This is a genomic window from Streptococcus parasanguinis CC87K, from assembly GCF_000507765.1.
GTDB lineage: Bacteria > Bacillota > Bacilli > Lactobacillales > Streptococcaceae > Streptococcus > Streptococcus parasanguinis_J.
This window is the reverse complement of the sequence record NZ_KI669401.1, coordinates 611,233-628,522: the sequence shown is the minus strand read 5'-3', so window position 1 is coordinate 628,522 and position 17,290 is coordinate 611,233. Positions and strand designations below refer to the sequence as shown.

18 protein-coding genes are annotated in these 17,290 nt (G+C 41.0%); all 18 read left to right on the top strand.

From position 1 onward, the window contains the following. Nucleotides 1-27 precede the first annotated feature (27 nt). The gene (locus tag HMPREF1195_RS03095; protein ID WP_003001664.1) at nt 28-522 is read left to right on the top strand and encodes a YkgJ family cysteine cluster protein; all 495 of its coding nucleotides are present in this window, start codon (nt 28-30) and stop codon (nt 520-522) included. A 161-nt stretch (nt 523-683) separates the two neighbouring features. Beyond that, a complete protein-coding gene (locus HMPREF1195_RS03090) occupies nt 684-1,670 on the top strand; it encodes a hypothetical protein (RefSeq protein WP_023918225.1) in 987 nt (328 codons plus the stop codon). A gap of 80 nt (nt 1,671-1,750) precedes the next feature. Beyond that, a complete protein-coding gene (gene pynA, locus HMPREF1195_RS03085; protein WP_023918223.1) occupies nt 1,751-2,440 on the top strand; it encodes a pyrimidine 5'-nucleotidase PynA in 690 nt (229 codons plus the stop codon). Nucleotides 2,441-2,563: 123 nt separating this feature from the next. Beyond that, the gene (gene rpsP, locus HMPREF1195_RS03080; protein ID WP_006596292.1) at nt 2,564-2,836 is read left to right on the top strand and encodes a 30S ribosomal protein S16; all 273 of its coding nucleotides are present in this window, start codon (nt 2,564-2,566) and stop codon (nt 2,834-2,836) included. Nucleotides 2,837-2,855: 19 nt separating this feature from the next. Beyond that, the gene (kphA, locus tag HMPREF1195_RS03075) at nt 2,856-3,095 is read left to right on the top strand and encodes an RNA-binding protein KphA (RefSeq protein ID WP_003001620.1); all 240 of its coding nucleotides are present in this window, start codon (nt 2,856-2,858) and stop codon (nt 3,093-3,095) included. 44 nt (nt 3,096-3,139) lie between these two features. Continuing rightward, on the top strand, nt 3,140-3,472 hold the full coding sequence (locus HMPREF1195_RS03070) for a MazG nucleotide pyrophosphohydrolase domain-containing protein (protein WP_013903651.1): 333 nt from the start codon (nt 3,140-3,142) through the stop codon (nt 3,470-3,472). A gap of 75 nt (nt 3,473-3,547) precedes the next feature. Next, entirely contained in the window at nt 3,548-4,330 is a 783-nt protein-coding gene (locus HMPREF1195_RS03065; protein WP_003016334.1) for an alpha/beta fold hydrolase, read from the top strand. A gap of 36 nt (nt 4,331-4,366) precedes the next feature. Then, nucleotides 4,367-4,885: a ribosome maturation factor RimM gene (gene rimM, locus HMPREF1195_RS03060; RefSeq protein WP_023023341.1), complete on the top strand. Its 519-nt coding sequence runs from the start codon at nt 4,367-4,369 to the stop codon at nt 4,883-4,885. Next, nucleotides 4,875-5,591: a tRNA (guanosine(37)-N1)-methyltransferase TrmD gene (trmD, locus tag HMPREF1195_RS03055; protein ID WP_013903648.1), complete on the top strand. Its 717-nt coding sequence runs from the start codon at nt 4,875-4,877 to the stop codon at nt 5,589-5,591. Before rimM ends, trmD begins: the two co-directional genes overlap by 11 nt. A 308-nt stretch (nt 5,592-5,899) precedes the next feature. Beyond that, entirely contained in the window at nt 5,900-8,221 is a 2,322-nt protein-coding gene (locus HMPREF1195_RS03050) for a CAP domain-containing protein (RefSeq protein ID WP_023918221.1), read from the top strand. Nucleotides 8,222-8,458: 237 nt separating this feature from the next. After that, nucleotides 8,459-9,202, top strand: coding sequence for a DeoR/GlpR family DNA-binding transcription regulator (locus tag HMPREF1195_RS03045; RefSeq protein ID WP_003016359.1), 744 nt, complete (start codon nt 8,459-8,461; stop codon nt 9,200-9,202). Continuing rightward, the gene (gene pfkB / locus HMPREF1195_RS03040) at nt 9,199-10,110 is read left to right on the top strand and encodes a 1-phosphofructokinase (protein WP_014713405.1); all 912 of its coding nucleotides are present in this window, start codon (nt 9,199-9,201) and stop codon (nt 10,108-10,110) included. Before HMPREF1195_RS03045 ends, pfkB begins: the two co-directional genes overlap by 4 nt. After that, complete coding sequence (locus HMPREF1195_RS03035; protein ID WP_023918218.1) at nt 10,107-12,074, top strand: PTS fructose transporter subunit IIABC; 1,968 nt, start codon at nt 10,107-10,109, stop codon at nt 12,072-12,074. Before pfkB ends, HMPREF1195_RS03035 begins: the two co-directional genes overlap by 4 nt. 131 nt (nt 12,075-12,205) lie before the next feature. Beyond that, entirely contained in the window at nt 12,206-12,580 is a 375-nt protein-coding gene (locus tag HMPREF1195_RS03030) for a DUF1149 family protein (protein WP_003001888.1), read from the top strand. Between the two features lie 3 nt (nt 12,581-12,583). After that, nucleotides 12,584-13,432: a DegV family protein gene (locus HMPREF1195_RS03025; RefSeq protein ID WP_023918216.1), complete on the top strand. Its 849-nt coding sequence runs from the start codon at nt 12,584-12,586 to the stop codon at nt 13,430-13,432. Nucleotides 13,433-13,442: 10 nt separating this feature from the next. Further along, nucleotides 13,443-14,210, top strand: coding sequence for a 4-hydroxy-tetrahydrodipicolinate reductase (dapB, locus tag HMPREF1195_RS03020; RefSeq protein WP_023918214.1), 768 nt, complete (start codon nt 13,443-13,445; stop codon nt 14,208-14,210). Further along, a complete protein-coding gene (locus HMPREF1195_RS03015) occupies nt 14,207-15,418 on the top strand; it encodes a CCA tRNA nucleotidyltransferase (RefSeq protein WP_023918212.1) in 1,212 nt (403 codons plus the stop codon). The genes dapB and HMPREF1195_RS03015 overlap by 4 nt, the downstream gene beginning before the upstream one ends. Further along, the gene (locus HMPREF1195_RS03010) at nt 15,415-17,283 is read left to right on the top strand and encodes an ABC-F family ATP-binding cassette domain-containing protein (protein WP_023918210.1); all 1,869 of its coding nucleotides are present in this window, start codon (nt 15,415-15,417) and stop codon (nt 17,281-17,283) included. Before HMPREF1195_RS03015 ends, HMPREF1195_RS03010 begins: the two co-directional genes overlap by 4 nt. Nucleotides 17,284-17,290: the final 7 nt, after the last annotated feature.

The following is a 17,290-nucleotide window of genomic DNA, read 5'->3' as shown; positions in this document are numbered from 1 at the left end:
TCTATTGTTTAGAAGAGGAAATAGAGGATGACACAGGAAATTGATATTGAAAAATACCATCAGTTAGCTCTCCAAAAGCAAAAGGAGCATCGCAAGGTATTGGCAAATCTCAAGAAGAAGCCACCTAAGAATTTAGATAAAATTGCGCAAGAAATTCACGATGAAGTTTTCCAAGAAATCGACTGTACGGCTTGTGCTAATTGCTGCAAGACCTTAGGGCCCGATTTTAAGGAAGCCGATATCACGCGGATTGCCAAGTATTTCAAGATGAAGCTTCCTGCCTTTGAAGCAGAATTTCTTCAAGTTGACGAAGATGGGGACAAGGTTTTTAAATCCATGCCTTGCCCCTTTCTTGGTGGGGACAATCTCTGTTCCATCTATGATGTTCGCCCAAAAGCTTGTCGGGAATTCCCTCACACAGATCGAAAGAAGATTTATCAGATCAACCATCTGACCATCAAGAATACCCTCACTTGCCCAGCGGCTTATTTATTTGTAGAAAAATTAAAGGATCGTTTGTAATTGTATGTTTGTATTTGTTTTTAAAAAAATGTTTGAGAGATAATTAATTTCTATTTTGTAGAATTAATTTTTATAATTCAATATGATCAATAATATAACTAATTAGAATTTTATTAGATATAGATTTTTAAAAAATGTTCAATAATGGAAAAGGAAGTTAAATGAATCTGAAAGACAAGTATAATCATATATTTAAAATTAGTGATCCTGATTACAATAAAGCGAAATATTATTATGATACATATCTAAAAATTTTTGATGAAATTCTTAAAGATAATAAATCCTTTAACGAAAATTTAAGGTTTGAAATAGAATGTTCAAATCCTTGGAAGACGGCTGGCTATACAAAGGATAAATATTATTTTAATTCTTTAGCACAATCAGATTGTAATATCTTAGGTGAATTATTGATAGAGAATATAGAAGAATTGTTAGAAAAAGATTCTAATTCTAAAGAAATAATACAATCTAGATTTAAAGATTATGAACAGGCGTTTGATGGTAATTTTATTAATCCTAAGGTTATAATTCTTGGAATTAATCCTAAAATGTCTGTTAAACATCCCCCTTATGGATTAGATGCATCAGTATATAAGAGACCATTTGACAACACAAGGAGTATTCTAAAAAATGATTACTATTTTGGCAGTCAAGGGTTGTTCTATGCAAATATGAAGGATCATAATGATTTAAGAAATTCTCATTATAATATGATTTTTAATAAGGATGAGGTTACACCAGTTGCTCTTTGGGAATTTTTCCCTTATGCCTCTGAAAACGAGACTGAGTGGCAAAAAGGATATAAAATGACCAAAGCATTGAAGGATTATTTTCAACTAAAAAAGATATTACCGAGTCAAATTTGGATGGTTTGTTTGTTAACCTATGTTATAAGAAATTCAACTAAATTAAGAATTTTTTTAAGGAAAAACAATAGACATTTTAGGGAAGAATTTTTGAATAATTACTTTGAATTATTGGGTTTAAAATACAATGATCACATAGATGTTCTAACTAAAAGAAGTTCTGCTTCAAAATATTTATCTAGGGGAAATATTAAACCTTTTTATGATGAGAAATTGAGAATAGAAATTAATTCAAATGAAGAATTTTTTGAAGATTTATGGGGAATTCCAAGAGATAATTAATAATTTTTATTAAATTATGTAACCAACTTAATTATTTATCTGTATTCCAAATATTTTAAAGAATATAATGGGGAACTGTAATGGCATATACATTTTTACTTTTTGATTTGGACCATACCTTGTTGGACTTTGATTCTGCTGAAGAAACAGCCTTGACGCAGATGTTAGAAGACATGAATTTTCCAGATGTACAGGCCTTTAAGGATTACTACAAACCCATGAACCAAGGGCTCTGGAAGGATTTGGAGCAAAAGAAGTTGATCAAGCAAGAGCTAGTGGATAGTCGGTTTGCGATTGGGTTTGCCCACTTTGGGATCACGGTTGATGGGGCTGAGATGGCTCTTCGCTACCAAGATTACATTAGTCTTCAGGGGCAGTCTTTCCCCGGTGCGGAGGACTTACTGGCTCGACTTGAAAAAGCGGGTTACCAGCTCTATGGCGCAACGAATGGAGTGACTGCCATTCAAGAAGGTCGCTTGGCTCATTCTACAATTGCTTCTTATTTCAAAGAGGTCTTTATCTCTGAACAGCTTCATACTCAGAAACCAGAACCTGCATTTTTTGACAAAGTTGGCCAACTGATTCCAGGTTTCAGCAAGGAAGAGACCCTCATGATCGGAGATTCTTTGACGGCAGATATCGCAGGAGGAAATGCAGCGGGGATCGATACCGTCTGGTATAATCCAAATCATAAGGAAAATACCAGCCAGGTAGTGCCGACTTATTCCGTTAGCAACTATCAAGAAATCGCCGATTTACTGAGAAAATAAAAAATTTTTAATAGTGTCAAGTTTTTTTCTTGACAGGTCTATAAAATGTGTTATAATAGATCATGTGCTAAATAGCTTGTCTATTTCACCGAAAATTAAAATATAGAAAAGAGACTTATAAAAATGGCAGTTAAAATTCGTTTGACTCGTATGGGTTCTAAGAAAAAACCTTACTACCGTATCAACGTAGCAGATTCACGTTCACCACGTGATGGACGTTTCATCGAAACAGTTGGAACATACAATCCACTTGTTGAAGAAAACCAAGTTACTTTGAAAGAAGACCGCGTTCTTGCATGGTTGGCTGATGGAGCTCAACCTTCAGATACAGTTCGCAACATCCTTTCAAAAGAAGGTGTCTTGAAGAAATTCCACGATTCTAAATTCTCAAAATAATCATAAAGTAGGTTGACGTATGGATACGATTGAAAATCTTATTATTGCAATTGTGAAACCCTTGATTTCACAACCGGATGCCTTAACCATCAAGATCGAAGATACTCCTGAATTCTTGGAGTACCACCTTGACCTTGATCCTAGCGATGTTGGTCGAGTGATCGGTCGGAAAGGTCGCACCATTTCTGCGATAAGAACGATTGTCTACTCTGTCCCAACTGAAGATAAAAAAGTAAGAATCGTTATTGACGAAAAATAAGAAAAGCGGGACAAGGTCTCGCTTTTTTTTTGCAAGGAGAAGGAATGAGAGATTTAACAGTTAGACAACTAGAGGAATACTTACTTGATCATTACCAACAATCTAGAACAGAAGAAGGACTTTTTATCAAACTAGTAGAAGAAGTTGGAGAAGTCGCTGAGGTTTTAAATGGGCGTTCAGGTAGAAAAGAAGGTGTCCAAGATTCAAACGAGGAATTGGCAAAGGAGTTGGCAGATATCATTCACTACACAGTGGCAATTGCAGCTATCAACCATATCGACCTAACGAAGACCATTTTTGAAAAAGACAAGAAGGCAGCCATCAAGTATCAGCATGAACAAGATTTGGAAGGCTTTTTAGCAAAAAAGAGCATTTGAGAAAATCCCTTGAACGTGATAAAATAAAACCTAAGAATGTTAAGTGAATTGTTGTTTAGAAAGAGTTATTTTGATATGAACCGATTTGAAGTAACTACAAAGATTGGTTGTCTCTCTGTTACTTATAAAAAGAGAAATAAAGTACTAGTTTGTTTAAATGGTGCTGGTTTGATACCAAGTTATGAAAATTTCCTACCAATACTTGAAAAACTTCCTTCCTCAATAGGTTACTTAACGATTGATTTTCCGAATACAGGTAGGAGTCCGATTCATAGTCAAACAGGATTTAATTTGGATAATCTTGTTGAAGCGGTATACGAAATCCTGAAGGGATTGGAAATTTCCAATTATATACTTTGTGTTCATAGTTTAAGTGGTGTTTTGGCTTTAAAGTTAATGAGTAAACCAATTAAGTGTCAAGCTTTGATAGCAATTGAACCAACAACAAAAAATATAATGTTTGCTGATTTTTCAAAAAATCCTTATCCAGAAATGGAAGAGCAAATGAGAATGATCGAAGAATGTGGTCCGGAAAATTATTTTAAGGGACTAACACAAGCGACATTTGAACCTGAAAATGACAGACTGATTTGGGAATTGATGGAAGAAAAGGGCTTGGAATTGGAAAAGCAAGTTCCTGGATTTCAGATATCTGTAAATATTACCGCTGAAGATTTTGATAGTTTGTCCTTAGCAGATAATATTCCTGTTTTCGTATTTTGTCAGGCGTATAGAGAAAAAGAGTACAGAGATTCAGAATATTGTAATTCTAATACAAAACTCATTCTAGGTGGAAACCACCACTATCTACAGTGGTCAGAATCGGAAAAAATTGCAGCTCTTATTAGAGAACTGTAGAGATAAATTAATTAAAAGAGGAATGTAAAGAATAAAATGAATTATTTTAACGTTGGGAAAATTGTCAATACCCAAGGCTTACAAGGGGAGATGCGGGTCTTGTCTGTGACAGACTTTGCGGAAGAGCGCTTTAAAAAAGGAGCGGAGTTGGCTCTCTTCGATGAGAAGGATCAGTTTGTCCAAACAGTGACCATTGCCAGTCACCGTAAGCACAAGAACTTTGATATCATCAAGTTTAAGGATATGTACCATATCAATGCCATCGAAAAGTTCAAGGGTTTTAGCCTCAAGGTTGCAGAAGAAGACTTGACGGATTTGGATGAGGGCGAATTTTATTACCATGAGATCATCGGCCTTGATGTTTACGAAAACGACCAGCTAATCGGTCAGATCAAGGAAATCCTGCAACCAGGTGCCAATGATGTCTGGGTCGTTAAACGCAAAGGAAAACGCGATCTTCTTTTGCCATATATCCCACCTGTAGTCTTAAATATCGATATCCCAGGAAACCGGGTTGATGTAGATATCTTAGAAGGGTTAGACGATGAAGATTGATATTTTAACCCTCTTTCCAGAGATGTTTTCTCCTCTTGAGCATTCCATCGTCGGAAAGGCGCGTGAAAAGGGACTTCTCGAGATCAACTACCATAATTTCCGTGAAAACGCGGAGAAAGCGCGCCATGTGGACGATGAACCCTATGGTGGCGGGCAAGGCATGCTCTTACGAGCTCAACCGATTTTTGATACCTTTGATGCGATTGAGAAAAAGAATCCGCGCGTGATTTTACTGGATCCTGCTGGTCGGACCTTTGATCAAGCCTACGCAGAAGAGTTGGCTCAGGAAGAAGAATTGATCTTTATCTGTGGTCACTACGAGGGATACGACGAGAGGATCAAAACCTTGGTGACGGATGAAATTTCTCTTGGAGATTATGTTTTGACAGGTGGCGAGTTAGCGGCCATGACCATGATTGATGCGACAGTTCGTTTGATTCCAGAAGTGATCGGAAAAGAGTCCAGTCACCAGGATGACAGTTTCTCCTCTGGTCTTCTAGAATATCCTCAATACACACGACCTTATGATTACAGAGGGATGACGGTTCCAGATGTTCTCATGAGCGGTCACCATGAAAATATTCGTCAGTGGCGCCTCTATCAGAGTTTGAAAAAGACCTTGGAGCGTCGGCCAGACTTGCTAGAAAACTATGAGTTGACAGCAGAAGAAGAGAAAATGTTGGAGCAAATTAAACAGGAAGACTAATAGTGTCGGCATTTTTAGATTGAAGAAAAAGTAATTTTCTTTAATCTTTTTCTTTTACTGGGGAAAGTTAAAAACTCTTAAGAATGGCACTACATCAGATTTCCTAAGTGGTTTAACTATAAGGTACCCAAACAAATTTTCCATTGCTGGTAGGGTTTGTTACCATTCTACAACAGCGTTAGCTGTTTTTCTTTTACACTAAAATGATACAAAAAAACTTTTTCCTACTACTAGTTATTGGTAACAAAATGTGGTATCCTAAAAGGTAGAAAAACTTTTTGAAAAGATTTAGTTTTGGAGGTGATTTAATGGGAAAGAAATTAGGAAAATCGGTTTTTACGACGGGAATTGCTGCAACAACGGTACTGTCTGGTATGTTTCAGCACAAGGCCAGTGCGGAAGAAGTCAAGCAAAATGAAAATGCAGAAACCAATAGCACGGAAGTAGTCGAAAAACCAATTACAGTTGATGAATTGAAACAAATTACGGCTCAAAAAGGACAAGCGGTAAAAGATGTACATTACCAAGAGCAAAAAGTAATGGAGGCTCAAACAGCAGTCAAAGTAGCTGGACAGGAATTAGAAGAGAAGAAACATGCAGTTACGGATGCCGAAGACCTCATTGCGACAACTTCGGATGCGAAAATTGAGAAAGCAGAAAATGATGTAAAAGTAGCTCAAGCCTATGTCACCATCGAAGAAAATAAGGTTAGAGAAGCGGAAGATGCACATGATCAAATTGTAGAGGCTGTTCGTCAGCAGGAAAATCAGGTCACGGCTCAGCAATCTTTGGTCGATGTAGCTCAAAATGAATTAAATCAGGCAAAAGCACCAATATCGAATGATGAGAATGTGCTAAATCAGGCCTTGTTGGAGCAAAGTCAAGTCGAGCAAAGTATCCGAGAATCTCAAAATTACCTTGCAACCTTGCAAGCTAGCCAGCAAAATGGTTCAGATACAGTGGCTCAAATTGAGAGCGACATTCAATTAGCCCAAACACGTCTCACTGATTTGAAAGCTGTCATTGCAACTAAAGAAGCTGAGCTAGCTGCCTTAGAACAAGCGGCTGCTAGTAGCCCGGCTCAGTTGAGTCAAGCAACTTATGAAGGCTATTTGCAACACTTAGCTAACAATGGCAATGAAGCTGCAGCGAGTGCCTTAGCCTTATACAAGCGTAGTCGTGAAGAAGACGGCTTGACAGTTGGAGAGTCTGCATCCTTGCAAGCTAATCTACGGGCTCTTGAAATTGCGGATGCTATCAATGCTTATCGTCGGAATGCAGGGCTGCCAGAATTGAAACTTGATCCTTATTCTTTTCCTGCTAGCCAAGTACAGTTAGAATATTTCAAAAAAGCTAATTGGCATATGTTTAAGTATTTGCCAAACGAAAATGTTGCATATGGATTCTCTCCTGCTGGCGCGGTGGATTTTTGGTTCAATGAAAAAGCAACCTACCAAAAAATGGCTGCTCAATATGGTCTGTCAACAGATGAAACACAGATTGATGCCAACGATATCTATATGAAGATTGGAGCAGAAGCCTTTGCCAAAGTTGGTCATTACCTGCAAATGCTAGATAACAAAGCCACTGCTCTATCTGTTGCTTATGACCCAACTAATGCGATGTCTGAAGCAGCCTTCCTGCACAGTCCGGTCACCTCGGCTGTGACTACCAGCGAATTGGCTCAACAATTGCGTCAGGGGGCAGGGGCTACCACGACAAGAGCAGATGTAAAAGCCAAGTCTGATGAAGTGGCCAATCTTAAGTTAGACAAGGCTAATCAAGAGTCTCAAATGATCATCTTGCAAGGCAAGTTAGCAGATGCTCGCCATTCCAACTCGAATGTCGAAATAGAGATAGCCAATGTGCAAAAGACCATCCAAAACTACAAAATCCTTCTTGTTCGAAAGGACCATGCGGTTGAAAAGGCTAAGGCTACTCTTGCGGTATCGCGTGGAAGGATTGAAGCGGCAATTCAGCCGAAAGAAGTATCGCTTCAAAAAGCAAAAGACTTGTTAGCAGCTGCACATGAGAAATTAGTTCTCTTAAGAGCGGAAGAAGCAGAAAAAGCGCAGGTTGTTCAAGAAGCACATGAAGCTTTAAAAGTAGCGCGAGAGCGTCTAACTGCTGCAGAAAAACGTCTTTCTGACTTTAAAAATGCTCCAGAATTATTGGTCAAAGCCCAATCTGTTTTAGCAGCTGCGGTCGCTAATTTAGAAAATAAAAAAGAAAAATTAGAAGAAGAATTTACAACATTACAATCCTATCAAAATGTCGTGGAACTGTTGAATTCTCAATATGAAGATCTTGCCTCACGTATGGATCCAGCTATCTTAAAAGCAGCAGATATGCCAATGGATATTCGTTCAAGCAATCCAACAACTTTCTCGGATACGCCGACAATTCTTCCAACAAGTACCAATAGTCCGCAAGTGCAAGCACCAAAAGCTACTCCAGCTTCAAAACAAGAAGCGAAAGTAGAAGAAATCAAACCGAAAAAAGAAAACAGCCAAGCTGTGGCAGGGAGAGATTCCTCCAAAAATGTAGCAGCAACAACAGGTGTTGTCGTTGGGCTACTTGCTGGATTGTTTGGTTTCAAGAAAAAGAAACAATCTTCAAGAAATGATTAAGACAAGCTGAGATAGAGTGGATGCTTTGAAACTTTATTGCTTAAAATCTTCAAAGAAAACTGAAGAAACCTTATGAGGGTGGGAAAAGAACTCTTTTAACAAAATGAGTTCATTCCCACTCTTTTTTGTACACTTTTGTATCTTTTGAAAGAAAATGACAGAAAATGATAAAAAATGTTGACAATTTTGAAAGATAGAGTATAATAGTTTTTGTAATCGATTGCAAAAGGAGGGGAAATGCTTAAATCTGAACGAAAACAGTTTATCCTCGAAAAGGTTTTGAAGGAAAAATTTGTCTCTTTGGAGACTCTTGTACAAGATTTAGGAACATCTGAATCGACTGTTCGTCGGGATTTGGATGAGTTGGAAGATGAAAGTAAACTTCGCCGGGTCCACGGTGGGGCGGAAAGTCTTCACTTTCTCCAAGAGGAAGAAAGTAATAAAGAAAAATCTATCAAAAACATTCAAGTTAAGTCAAAAATTGCGGTAAAGGCAGCGGAATTGATCAAAGATCACGATGTGGTCTTTATCGATGCCGGGACGACCAATGAACTTCTAGTACAAGAAATTGTAAATCCAACGGTGACAGTAGTGACCAACTCGATTCACCATGCAACCAAGTTGGTTGAGCGAAATGTTCCAACAGTTATTATAGGTGGAATGGTTAAATCTTCTACAGATGCTAGTATCGGAGGAATCGCGCTCAATCAAATCGGTCAGTTAAATTTTGACAAGGCCTTTCTTGGAATGAATGGAATCGATGATGAGTTTTACAGCACTCCAGACCTGGAAGAAGGATCTGTCAAGCGTGCGATTATCGAAAATGCAAAAAAAACCTATATCCTAGCGGATGATTCGAAAATTGGCGTGACATCCTTTGTCAAAGTGGCTCCTATCAAGCGAGCCATGATTATCACCAATCAATGTGAACCGCAACGATTAAAGGTTTTAAAAGAAAAAACGGAGGTTATAGAGGTTTGATTTATACAGTAACACTGAATCCAGCCATTGACTATATTGTTCGACTCGATCATGTAGAGACGGGAGCGGTCAATCGGATGGCTTCGGAAGATAAATTCGCCGGTGGTAAAGGGATCAATGTCAGTCGTGTGTTGAAGCGTCTCGATATCGAGAACACAGCGACTGGATTTATCGGTGGTTTCACAGGGCGCTTCATTGAAGACGTACTGACCAGCGAAGCCATTTCAACCAACTTTGTGACAGTGGACCAAGATACACGGATCAATGTCAAGATCAAAGCTGATGAGGAAACAGAGATCAATGGGAATGGCCCAGAAGTAACAGAAGCTCAGTTGCAAGAATTGCTCAATATCTTATCGAGTTTATCATCAGATGATGTGGTAGTCTTTGCAGGATCTGCTCCATCTTCGCTTGGAAATGCCGTATACAAACAATTGATCGCAGCAACTCGTGCGACAGGAGCGCAAGTCGTTTGCGACTTTGAAGGGCAAACCTTGATTGATTCCTTGGAGTTCAACCCTCAATTGGTCAAACCAAATAACCATGAATTGGGAGATATCTTTGGAGTTACCTTGACGGAATTGCCAGAAATTGAACGTTACGCCAAAGAAATCTTGGCCAAAGGAGCACAAAACGTCATTATTTCCATGGCGGGTGATGGAGCTCTTCTTGTCAGTCCAAACGGTACTTACTTCGCAAAACCAATCAAAGGGGAAGTGAAGAATTCTGTTGGGGCTGGAGATTCCATGGTAGCAGGCTTCACTGGGAAGCTCGCAACGACGGGAGATGTCATCGAAGCCTTCAAATGGGGAGTGGCTTGTGGAACAGCGACCACTTTCTCAGATGATTTGGCAACAGCTGATTATATAAAAGAAACTTATGAAAAAGTAGAGGTAGAAAAACTATGAAAATTCAAGACGTTTTAAATAAAAACGTGATGTTGTTTGACCTTCAAGCGACAGATAAAGAGGGCGTGATCAATGAGATGATTCAATCGCTCGTTGATAATGGTGTGGTGACAGATTTTGACACCTTCAAGGCTGGAATCATGAACCGTGAAGCACAAACTTCAACTGGTTTGGGTGACGGAATTGCTATGCCCCACAGCAAAAACGAAGCAGTCAAAGAAGCAACAGTCTTGTTTGCAAAATCAAACAAGGGTGTGGACTATGCTTCGCTTGATGGTCAACCAACAGACTTGTTCTTCATGATCGCAGCTCCAGAAGGGGCAAATGACACTCACTTGGCCGCCCTTGCTGAATTGTCTAAGTACTTGATGAAACCAGGATTTGCGGACAAACTTCGCCAAGCAAGCACTCCTGATCAAGTGATCGCAGCCTTTGATGCAGAAGAGCAAGAAGCTGCCGCTGAAGAAGCGAAAAAAGCAGAAGCAGTCAGAGAAGCAGCTTCGTCTGACAAACCTCTCATCGTTGCCGTTACAGCATGTACAACAGGTATCGCCCACACTTATATGGCAGAAGAAGCCCTCATCAAAAAAGGGGAAGAAATGGGTGTTACAGTCCGCGTTGAAACCAACGGTGCATCTGGTGTCGGCAACCGCTTGACAGCTGAAGAAATCGCAAAAGCTGAAGGGGTCATCATTGCAGCTGATAAAGCAGTTGAAACCGCTCGTTTCGATGGCAAAAAATTGATCTCTAAACCAGTCGCAGCCGGTATCCGTCAGACAGAAGACTTGATCCAAACCATCTTGGATGGCAAAGCAGATGTCTTCCACGCTGAAAATGCTGCACAAGCTAGCGCTAGCCAAGAAAAAATGAGCCTAGGTGGAGCCTTCTACAAACACTTGATGAGTGGGGTTTCTCAAATGCTTCCATTCGTTATCGGTGGTGGTATCTTGATCGCCCTTGCCTTCTTGATTGACCAAGTTCTTGGTGTACCTCAAGATCAATTGTCTAGTCTTGGTTCTTATCATGTATTAGCAGCACAATTTAAAACAATTGGTGGAGTAGCCTTTGGCTTCATGCTTCCTGTACTTGCAGGTTACATTGGATTCTCAATCGCTGAAAAACCTGGTTTTGTAGCAGGGTTTATCGCTGGATCTATTGCTAGCTCAGGGTCAGCATTTGGAAATATCGCCTACGGTGCTGCTAAAGGTGAATTACCAGCAGCCGTATCATCTGGTTTCCTTGGTGCCTTAGTTGGTGGTTTCCTAGCAGGTGGAGTGATTCTAGTTCTTCGTAAAGCTCTTGCAGGTCTTCCACGTTCTCTTGATGGTATCCGTTCAATCCTTCTCTTGCCATTGCTTGGTGTTGGTTTGACAGGATTCTTGATGTTCCTCATCAATATTCCAATGGCTGCTATCAATACTGGTCTTAACAACTTCCTTTCAAGCTTGTCAGGTAGCTCAGCAGTCCTTCTTGGTCTTCTTGTCGGTGGTATGATGGCTGTCGATATGGGTGGACCAGTTAACAAAGCCGCTTATGTCTTCGCTACAGGTACACTTGCTGAATCTGTTGCTTCAGGTGGTTCTATTGTTATGGCAGCTGTTATGGCAGCTGGTATGGTTCCTCCATTGGCAGTATTCGTAGCAACTGTATTGTTTAAAGATAAATTCACACAAGAAGAACGCGATTCAGGTTTGACAAACATCGTTATGGGTCTTTCCTTCATCACAGAAGGTGCCATTCCATTTGGTGCAGCTGACCCAGCTCGTGCCATCCCTAGCTTCATTGCAGGTTCAGCATTGACAGGTGCTCTTGTTGGTCTTGCAGGCTTGAAACTCATGGCTCCTCACGGAGGAATCTTCGTTATCGCTCTTACATCAAATCCACTTCTATACATCTTGTTCGTATTGATCGGTGCAGTCGTAAGTGGTATCTTATTCGGATTGCTTCGCAAACCTAAAAACTAAATATGATTAAAAGGTTGGGAATGCCCAACCTTTTCTTCTTGTACTAGCGAAAAAATCACCTCATTCGGCGTTGGTATCTTGAGCTGAATTATGATATAATAAGCCTATCGCATATTTTTAGGAGAATAAAAATGGATATTCAACGTGAAAAAGAATTTGTCAGCCAATACCACTATGACGCTCGTAATTTTGAGTGGGAAAAAGAAAATGGGATCCCTGAAACAAAAGTAGATGTAAACTTTCAATTGATCAATCGTGATCAAGAACAAAACACGACTTCTTTGATTGTCATCTTGAGCTACATGATCGTTTTTGACGGTTTTGTGATCAGTGGAACTATCACTCAAATCAACCACTTGTTTGGTCGTTATGTCAATGAACCAAGTGAATTCAGCAAAGACGAAGTGGAAGAATTGGCTCGCCCTTGCTTGAATATGCTCAACCGTTTGACTTATGAAGTCACAGAAATTGCCCTCGATTTACCGGGTATTAATTTGGAGTTTTAATCAATGAAATTAGCAGTGATTACGGATTCGTCTGCCTATTTACCGCAGCACCTTCTCCATCACGACGACTTATTTATTTTAGACATTCCGATCTATATCGATGGAGAATCCTATGTGGAAGGGAAGAATCTGACACACGACGAGTTCTACCAAAAGATGGCTGCGTCTAAGGAATTACCAAAGACCAGCCAACCGAGTGTGGCAGCGTTAGAAGAACTCTTATCTGGTTTGACAGCTAAAGGTTATACGCATGCTCTTGGTCTCTTCTTGTCATCAGGCATTTCTGGATTTTACCAAAATATCCAATATTTGAAGGATGAATTTGAAGGCTTGACCGTCGAATTTCCTGACTCAAAAATCACTAGCGCTCCATTAGGAATGATGGTAGAAGATTGCTTGAAATGGGCTGGTGAAGGTCGTTTGTTTGATGAGATTGTGGCCAATGTCCAACACCAGATTGATGGGACCACTGCCTATATTATGGTCGATGATTTGAATCACTTGGTCAAGGGAGGACGCCTGTCAAATGGCGCTGCCATCATTGGCAATCTCTTGAGTATCAAGCCGATCCTTCACTTTAATGCCCAAGGTGTCATCGAAGTTTTTGAAAAAGTCCGTACGGAAAAGAAAGCCATGAAACGCTTGGTGGAAATCGTTGATGAAGGACTCACCGGAGGGCATTACCAAGTCTTTATCATCCATGCTAATGTACCTGAAAAAGCCGAAGCGCTTCGTCAGATGTTGGTGGCTGAAGGAGTGGAAGGAGAAATTCCTTTTGCCACTTTTGGAGGCGTGATTGGGACGCACTTAGGCGACCATAGCTTAGCAGTTGGGTATATCCCTATCGTTTAAGGAGAATTCTATGTCAATTAAAGTCATTATTGCAGGTTTCAAGGGGAAAATGGGGCAGGCAGCCTACCAGATGGTTTCTGAAGATCCTGAGCTAGAACTAGCTGGCTTGATCGATCCATTTACTGATGAGACAGAGGTTGCAGGGGTCCCCGTCTTTAACCGCAAAGAAGATGTCGTAGGTCTTGAAGCAGATGTTTGGGTGGACTTTACCATGCCAAAGGTTGCTTACGAGAATACTCGCTTTGCAATTGAAAATGGCTTTGCGCCTGTTGTAGGGACAACTGGCTTTACGCCTGAGCAGATTCAGGAATTGACAGAGCTTTCTCGTGAAAAGGATTTTGGGGGCTTGATTGCTCCGAACTTTGCTATTGGAGCTGTGCTCTTGATGCAATTTGCAGCGCAAGCGGCCAAGTATTTCCCAAATGTGGAAATCATCGAATTGCACCATGATAAGAAGAAAGATGCACCGAGTGGAACAGCGATTAAGACAGCTGAGCTGATCTCTGAAAAGCGCGAGAAATTCCAGCAAGGTGCAGCAGATGAAGAAGAGTTGATGCCTGGAGCAAGAGGGGCAGATTTTGAAGGGATGCGCATCCATTCGGTTCGATTGCCTGGCCTAGTGGCTCACCAAGAGGTGATTTTTGGTAGCCAAGGTGAAGGCTTGACTCTCCGTCATGATTCCTATGATCGTGTTTCCTTCATGACAGGAGTAAATCTAGGGATTAAAGAAGTTGTCAAGCGTCATGAGCTTGTCTATGGTTTGGAACACTTACTATGAGATTAAAAAAGATGCCTTCTGAGTTTCAGGAGGCTTTACCAATATTAGAGAAGATTAAAGCAGCTGGTTTTGAGGCCTATTTTGTGGGAGGATCTGTCCGAGATGCTCTCTTGGATCGTCCAATTCACGATGTCGATATCGCTTCCTCCTCTTATCCAGAGGAAACCAAGGCGATTTTTGATCGAACAGTAGATATCGGTATCGAACACGGGACCGTCTTGGTTCTTGAAAATGGTCAAGAATATGAAATTACGACCTTCCGGACGGAGGATGTCTATGTCGATTATCGCCGTCCAAGCTCCGTGTCTTTTGTCCGCTCACTAGAAGAAGACCTCAAGCGCCGCGATTTCACCGTCAATGCCTTTGCCTTAAATGAAAAGGGAGAAATTGTCGATCTCTTTCAGGGGTTAGCAGATTTAGAAAACAAGGTCCTTCGGGCGGTTGGGCTTCCTCATGAACGGTTTAACGAAGATGCGCTCCGCATCATGCGAGGCTTTCGTTTTCAAGCCAGTCTTGGCTTTGAATTAGAAGCAGCAACCTTTGATGCTATGAAGGAGTGTGCTCCTTTGCTAGAGAAGATCTCTGTTGAGCGCACCTTCATCGAGTTTGATAAGCTCTTACTTTCTCCATATTGGAGACAAGGCTTGGAGGCCATGCTTGCAAGCAAAGCCTATCACTATCTGCCAGAGATGAAGGATCGCAAGGAGGCACTTGAGCGTTTGTTTGACATAGAGTTAGAATTTACCTTTTCAACTTCTGAGCAGGCTTGGGCTGCTCTGGTTTTAGCACTAGACATCCAAGACATTCCAAAATTCTTTAAAAAATGGAAGACCTCAAGAGACTTTGCCAAGACGGTGGAGCAGATCGTGGAGATTCTTAAGCTTAGAGAAAAAGGAAGTCTAGACAAGCGTGCATGTTACAAGTATGAGAAGCGCTTGTTGCTACTGGCGGAAGAGCTCCGTGAAGCGTATGCCTTGAGTGTGGATTATTTGGCCATCGAGCGCGTTTATGATAGCTTGACCATTCATGATAAGCACGAAGTGGTGGTCAATGGTGGCATGCTGATCAAAGAATACGGCTTTCAACCAGGTCCAGCCTTAGGAGAGATTTTGACAAAAATTGAATATGCCATCGTCGATGGGGAGCTGGCCAATGAAAAAGAAGCCATCATTGCCTATATCCAGCAAGTAAAAGAGGAGAAAAAATGAGCGATTTTATTGTCGATAAATTAACCAAATCTGTCGGAGATAAGACCGTCTTTCGTGAGATTTCCTTTATTATTCACGACTTGGATCGGATCGGATTGATCGGGGTCAATGGGACTGGAAAAACCACGCTGTTAGATGTGTTGTCTGGTCGCTCTGGCTTTGATGGAGATGTGAGTCCTTTTTCTGCCAAGAGTGATTATACGATTGGTTACTTGACGCAAGAGCCAGACTTTGATGATCAAAAGACAGTTCTTGATACAGTATTGTCCAGTGATTTGCGCGAAATGCAACTGATTCGAGATTATGAATTCTTGATGGCGGATTACAGAGAAGAGAACCAAGCACGTCTGGAAAAGGTCATGGCGGAGATGGATTCGCTCAATGCTTGGGAAATCGAGAGTCAGGTCAAGACAGTCCTTTCGAAACTTGGGATTGAAGACTTGAATGCAAAAGTTGGGGATCTATCTGGAGGTTTGCGTCGACGGGTACAGCTGGCACAAGTTTTGCTGTCTCACCACGACCTGCTCTTACTAGATGAGCCGACCAACCACCTAGACATTGATACCATCGAATGGTTGACCAATTTCTTGAAGAACTCTAAGAAAACCGTGCTTTTTATTACCCACGATCGCTATTTCTTGGATAATATCTCGACGCGGATCTTTGAGCTGGATCGGGCAAACTTGATCGAGTTTCAGGGTAACTACCAGGATTATGTCCGCTTAAAGGCTGAGCAAGACGAGCGTGATGCAGCCCTTCTTCATAAGAAGCAGCAACTCTATAAGCAGGAGTTGACCTGGATGCGGCGTCAACCCCAGGCGCGTGCGACCAAGCAACAGGCGCGGATTAATCGATTCCATGATCTCAAGCAAGACTTGTCTGGTCAAAGCAACCAGACAGATTTGGAGATGAACTTTGAGACCAGCCGGATCGGAAAGAAAGTCATCGAGTTTAAGAATGTGAGTTTTGCTTTTGAAAATAAGCCGATTTTACAAGACTTTAACCTCTTAGTCCAAAATAAGGATCGTATCGGCATTGTCGGGGATAACGGAGTCGGTAAATCGACCCTACTCAATTTGATCGCTGAGCGACTCCAGCCTCAGTCAGGGCAAGTGATTATTGGGGAAACTGTGCGGGTGGCTTATTTCTCTCAACAGATCAATGGCTTGGATGAGAGCAAGCGCGTGATCAATTTCTTACAAGAGGTTGCGGAGGAAGTCAAGACGACTGTCGGAACAATTTCGATCGCAGATCTCTTGGAGCAATTTCTCTTTCCGCGCTCTATGCATGGAACCTTGATCGAAAAACTCTCCGGTGGGGAGAAGAAGCGCCTCTTTCTCTTAAAACTCTTGATTGAAAAACCCAATGTGCTTCTCCTCGATGAGCCGACCAATGACTTAGATATCGCAACCTTGACGGTTTTGGAAAACTTCCTTCAAAACTTTGGTGGTCCAGTTATTACCGTTAGTCACGACCGTTATTTCCTAGATAAGGTCGCAAGCAAGATCCTTGCTTTTGAAAATGGAGGCATTCGTGAGTTCTATGGCAATTATACGGATTATTTAGATGAAAAAGCCTTTGAAGCAGCCCAGGTAACGGCTAGTCAAAAGATTGAAAAAGAGAAGCCTGTCAAGCCAAAAGAAGAGAAGAAGCGCATGAGCTACATGGAGAAGCAAGAATGGGCAAGTATTGAGGCAGATATCGAAGCGATTGAAAATCGAATTTCAGAGATTGAAGTGGAGATGAATGAAAACGGCTCTGACTTTGGCAAGTTGTCAGCCCTTCAAAAAGAACTAGATCAGGAAAACGAGCGTCTACTTGAAAAGTATGATCGTTATGATTACCTAAGTGAATTAGATGAATAAGGAGGCC

Bases quoted from the DNA above. Each gene is read 5' to 3' on its own strand.
- HMPREF1195_RS03095 (WP_003001664.1), top strand. From the start codon at position 28: ATGACACAGGAAATTGATATTGAAAAATACCATCAGTTAGCTCTCCAA.
- HMPREF1195_RS03090 (WP_023918225.1), top strand. From the start codon at position 684: ATGAATCTGAAAGACAAGTATAATCATATATTTAAAATTAGTGATCCT.
- pynA (WP_023918223.1), top strand. From the start codon at position 1,751: ATGGCATATACATTTTTACTTTTTGATTTGGACCATACCTTGTTGGAC.
- rpsP (WP_006596292.1), top strand. From the start codon at position 2,564: ATGGCAGTTAAAATTCGTTTGACTCGTATGGGTTCTAAGAAAAAACCT.
- kphA (WP_003001620.1), top strand. From the start codon at position 2,856: ATGGATACGATTGAAAATCTTATTATTGCAATTGTGAAACCCTTGATT.
- HMPREF1195_RS03070 (WP_013903651.1), top strand. From the start codon at position 3,140: ATGAGAGATTTAACAGTTAGACAACTAGAGGAATACTTACTTGATCAT.
- HMPREF1195_RS03065 (WP_003016334.1), top strand. From the start codon at position 3,548: ATGAACCGATTTGAAGTAACTACAAAGATTGGTTGTCTCTCTGTTACT.
- rimM (WP_023023341.1), top strand. From the start codon at position 4,367: ATGAATTATTTTAACGTTGGGAAAATTGTCAATACCCAAGGCTTACAA.
- trmD (WP_013903648.1), top strand. From the start codon at position 4,875: ATGAAGATTGATATTTTAACCCTCTTTCCAGAGATGTTTTCTCCTCTT.
- HMPREF1195_RS03050 (WP_023918221.1), top strand. From the start codon at position 5,900: ATGGGAAAGAAATTAGGAAAATCGGTTTTTACGACGGGAATTGCTGCA.
- HMPREF1195_RS03045 (WP_003016359.1), top strand. From the start codon at position 8,459: ATGCTTAAATCTGAACGAAAACAGTTTATCCTCGAAAAGGTTTTGAAG.
- HMPREF1195_RS03035 (WP_023918218.1), top strand. From the start codon at position 10,107: ATGAAAATTCAAGACGTTTTAAATAAAAACGTGATGTTGTTTGACCTT.
- HMPREF1195_RS03030 (WP_003001888.1), top strand. From the start codon at position 12,206: ATGGATATTCAACGTGAAAAAGAATTTGTCAGCCAATACCACTATGAC.
- HMPREF1195_RS03025 (WP_023918216.1), top strand. From the start codon at position 12,584: ATGAAATTAGCAGTGATTACGGATTCGTCTGCCTATTTACCGCAGCAC.
- dapB (WP_023918214.1), top strand. From the start codon at position 13,443: ATGTCAATTAAAGTCATTATTGCAGGTTTCAAGGGGAAAATGGGGCAG.
- HMPREF1195_RS03015 (WP_023918212.1), top strand. From the start codon at position 14,207: ATGAGATTAAAAAAGATGCCTTCTGAGTTTCAGGAGGCTTTACCAATA.
- HMPREF1195_RS03010 (WP_023918210.1), top strand. From the start codon at position 15,415: ATGAGCGATTTTATTGTCGATAAATTAACCAAATCTGTCGGAGATAAG.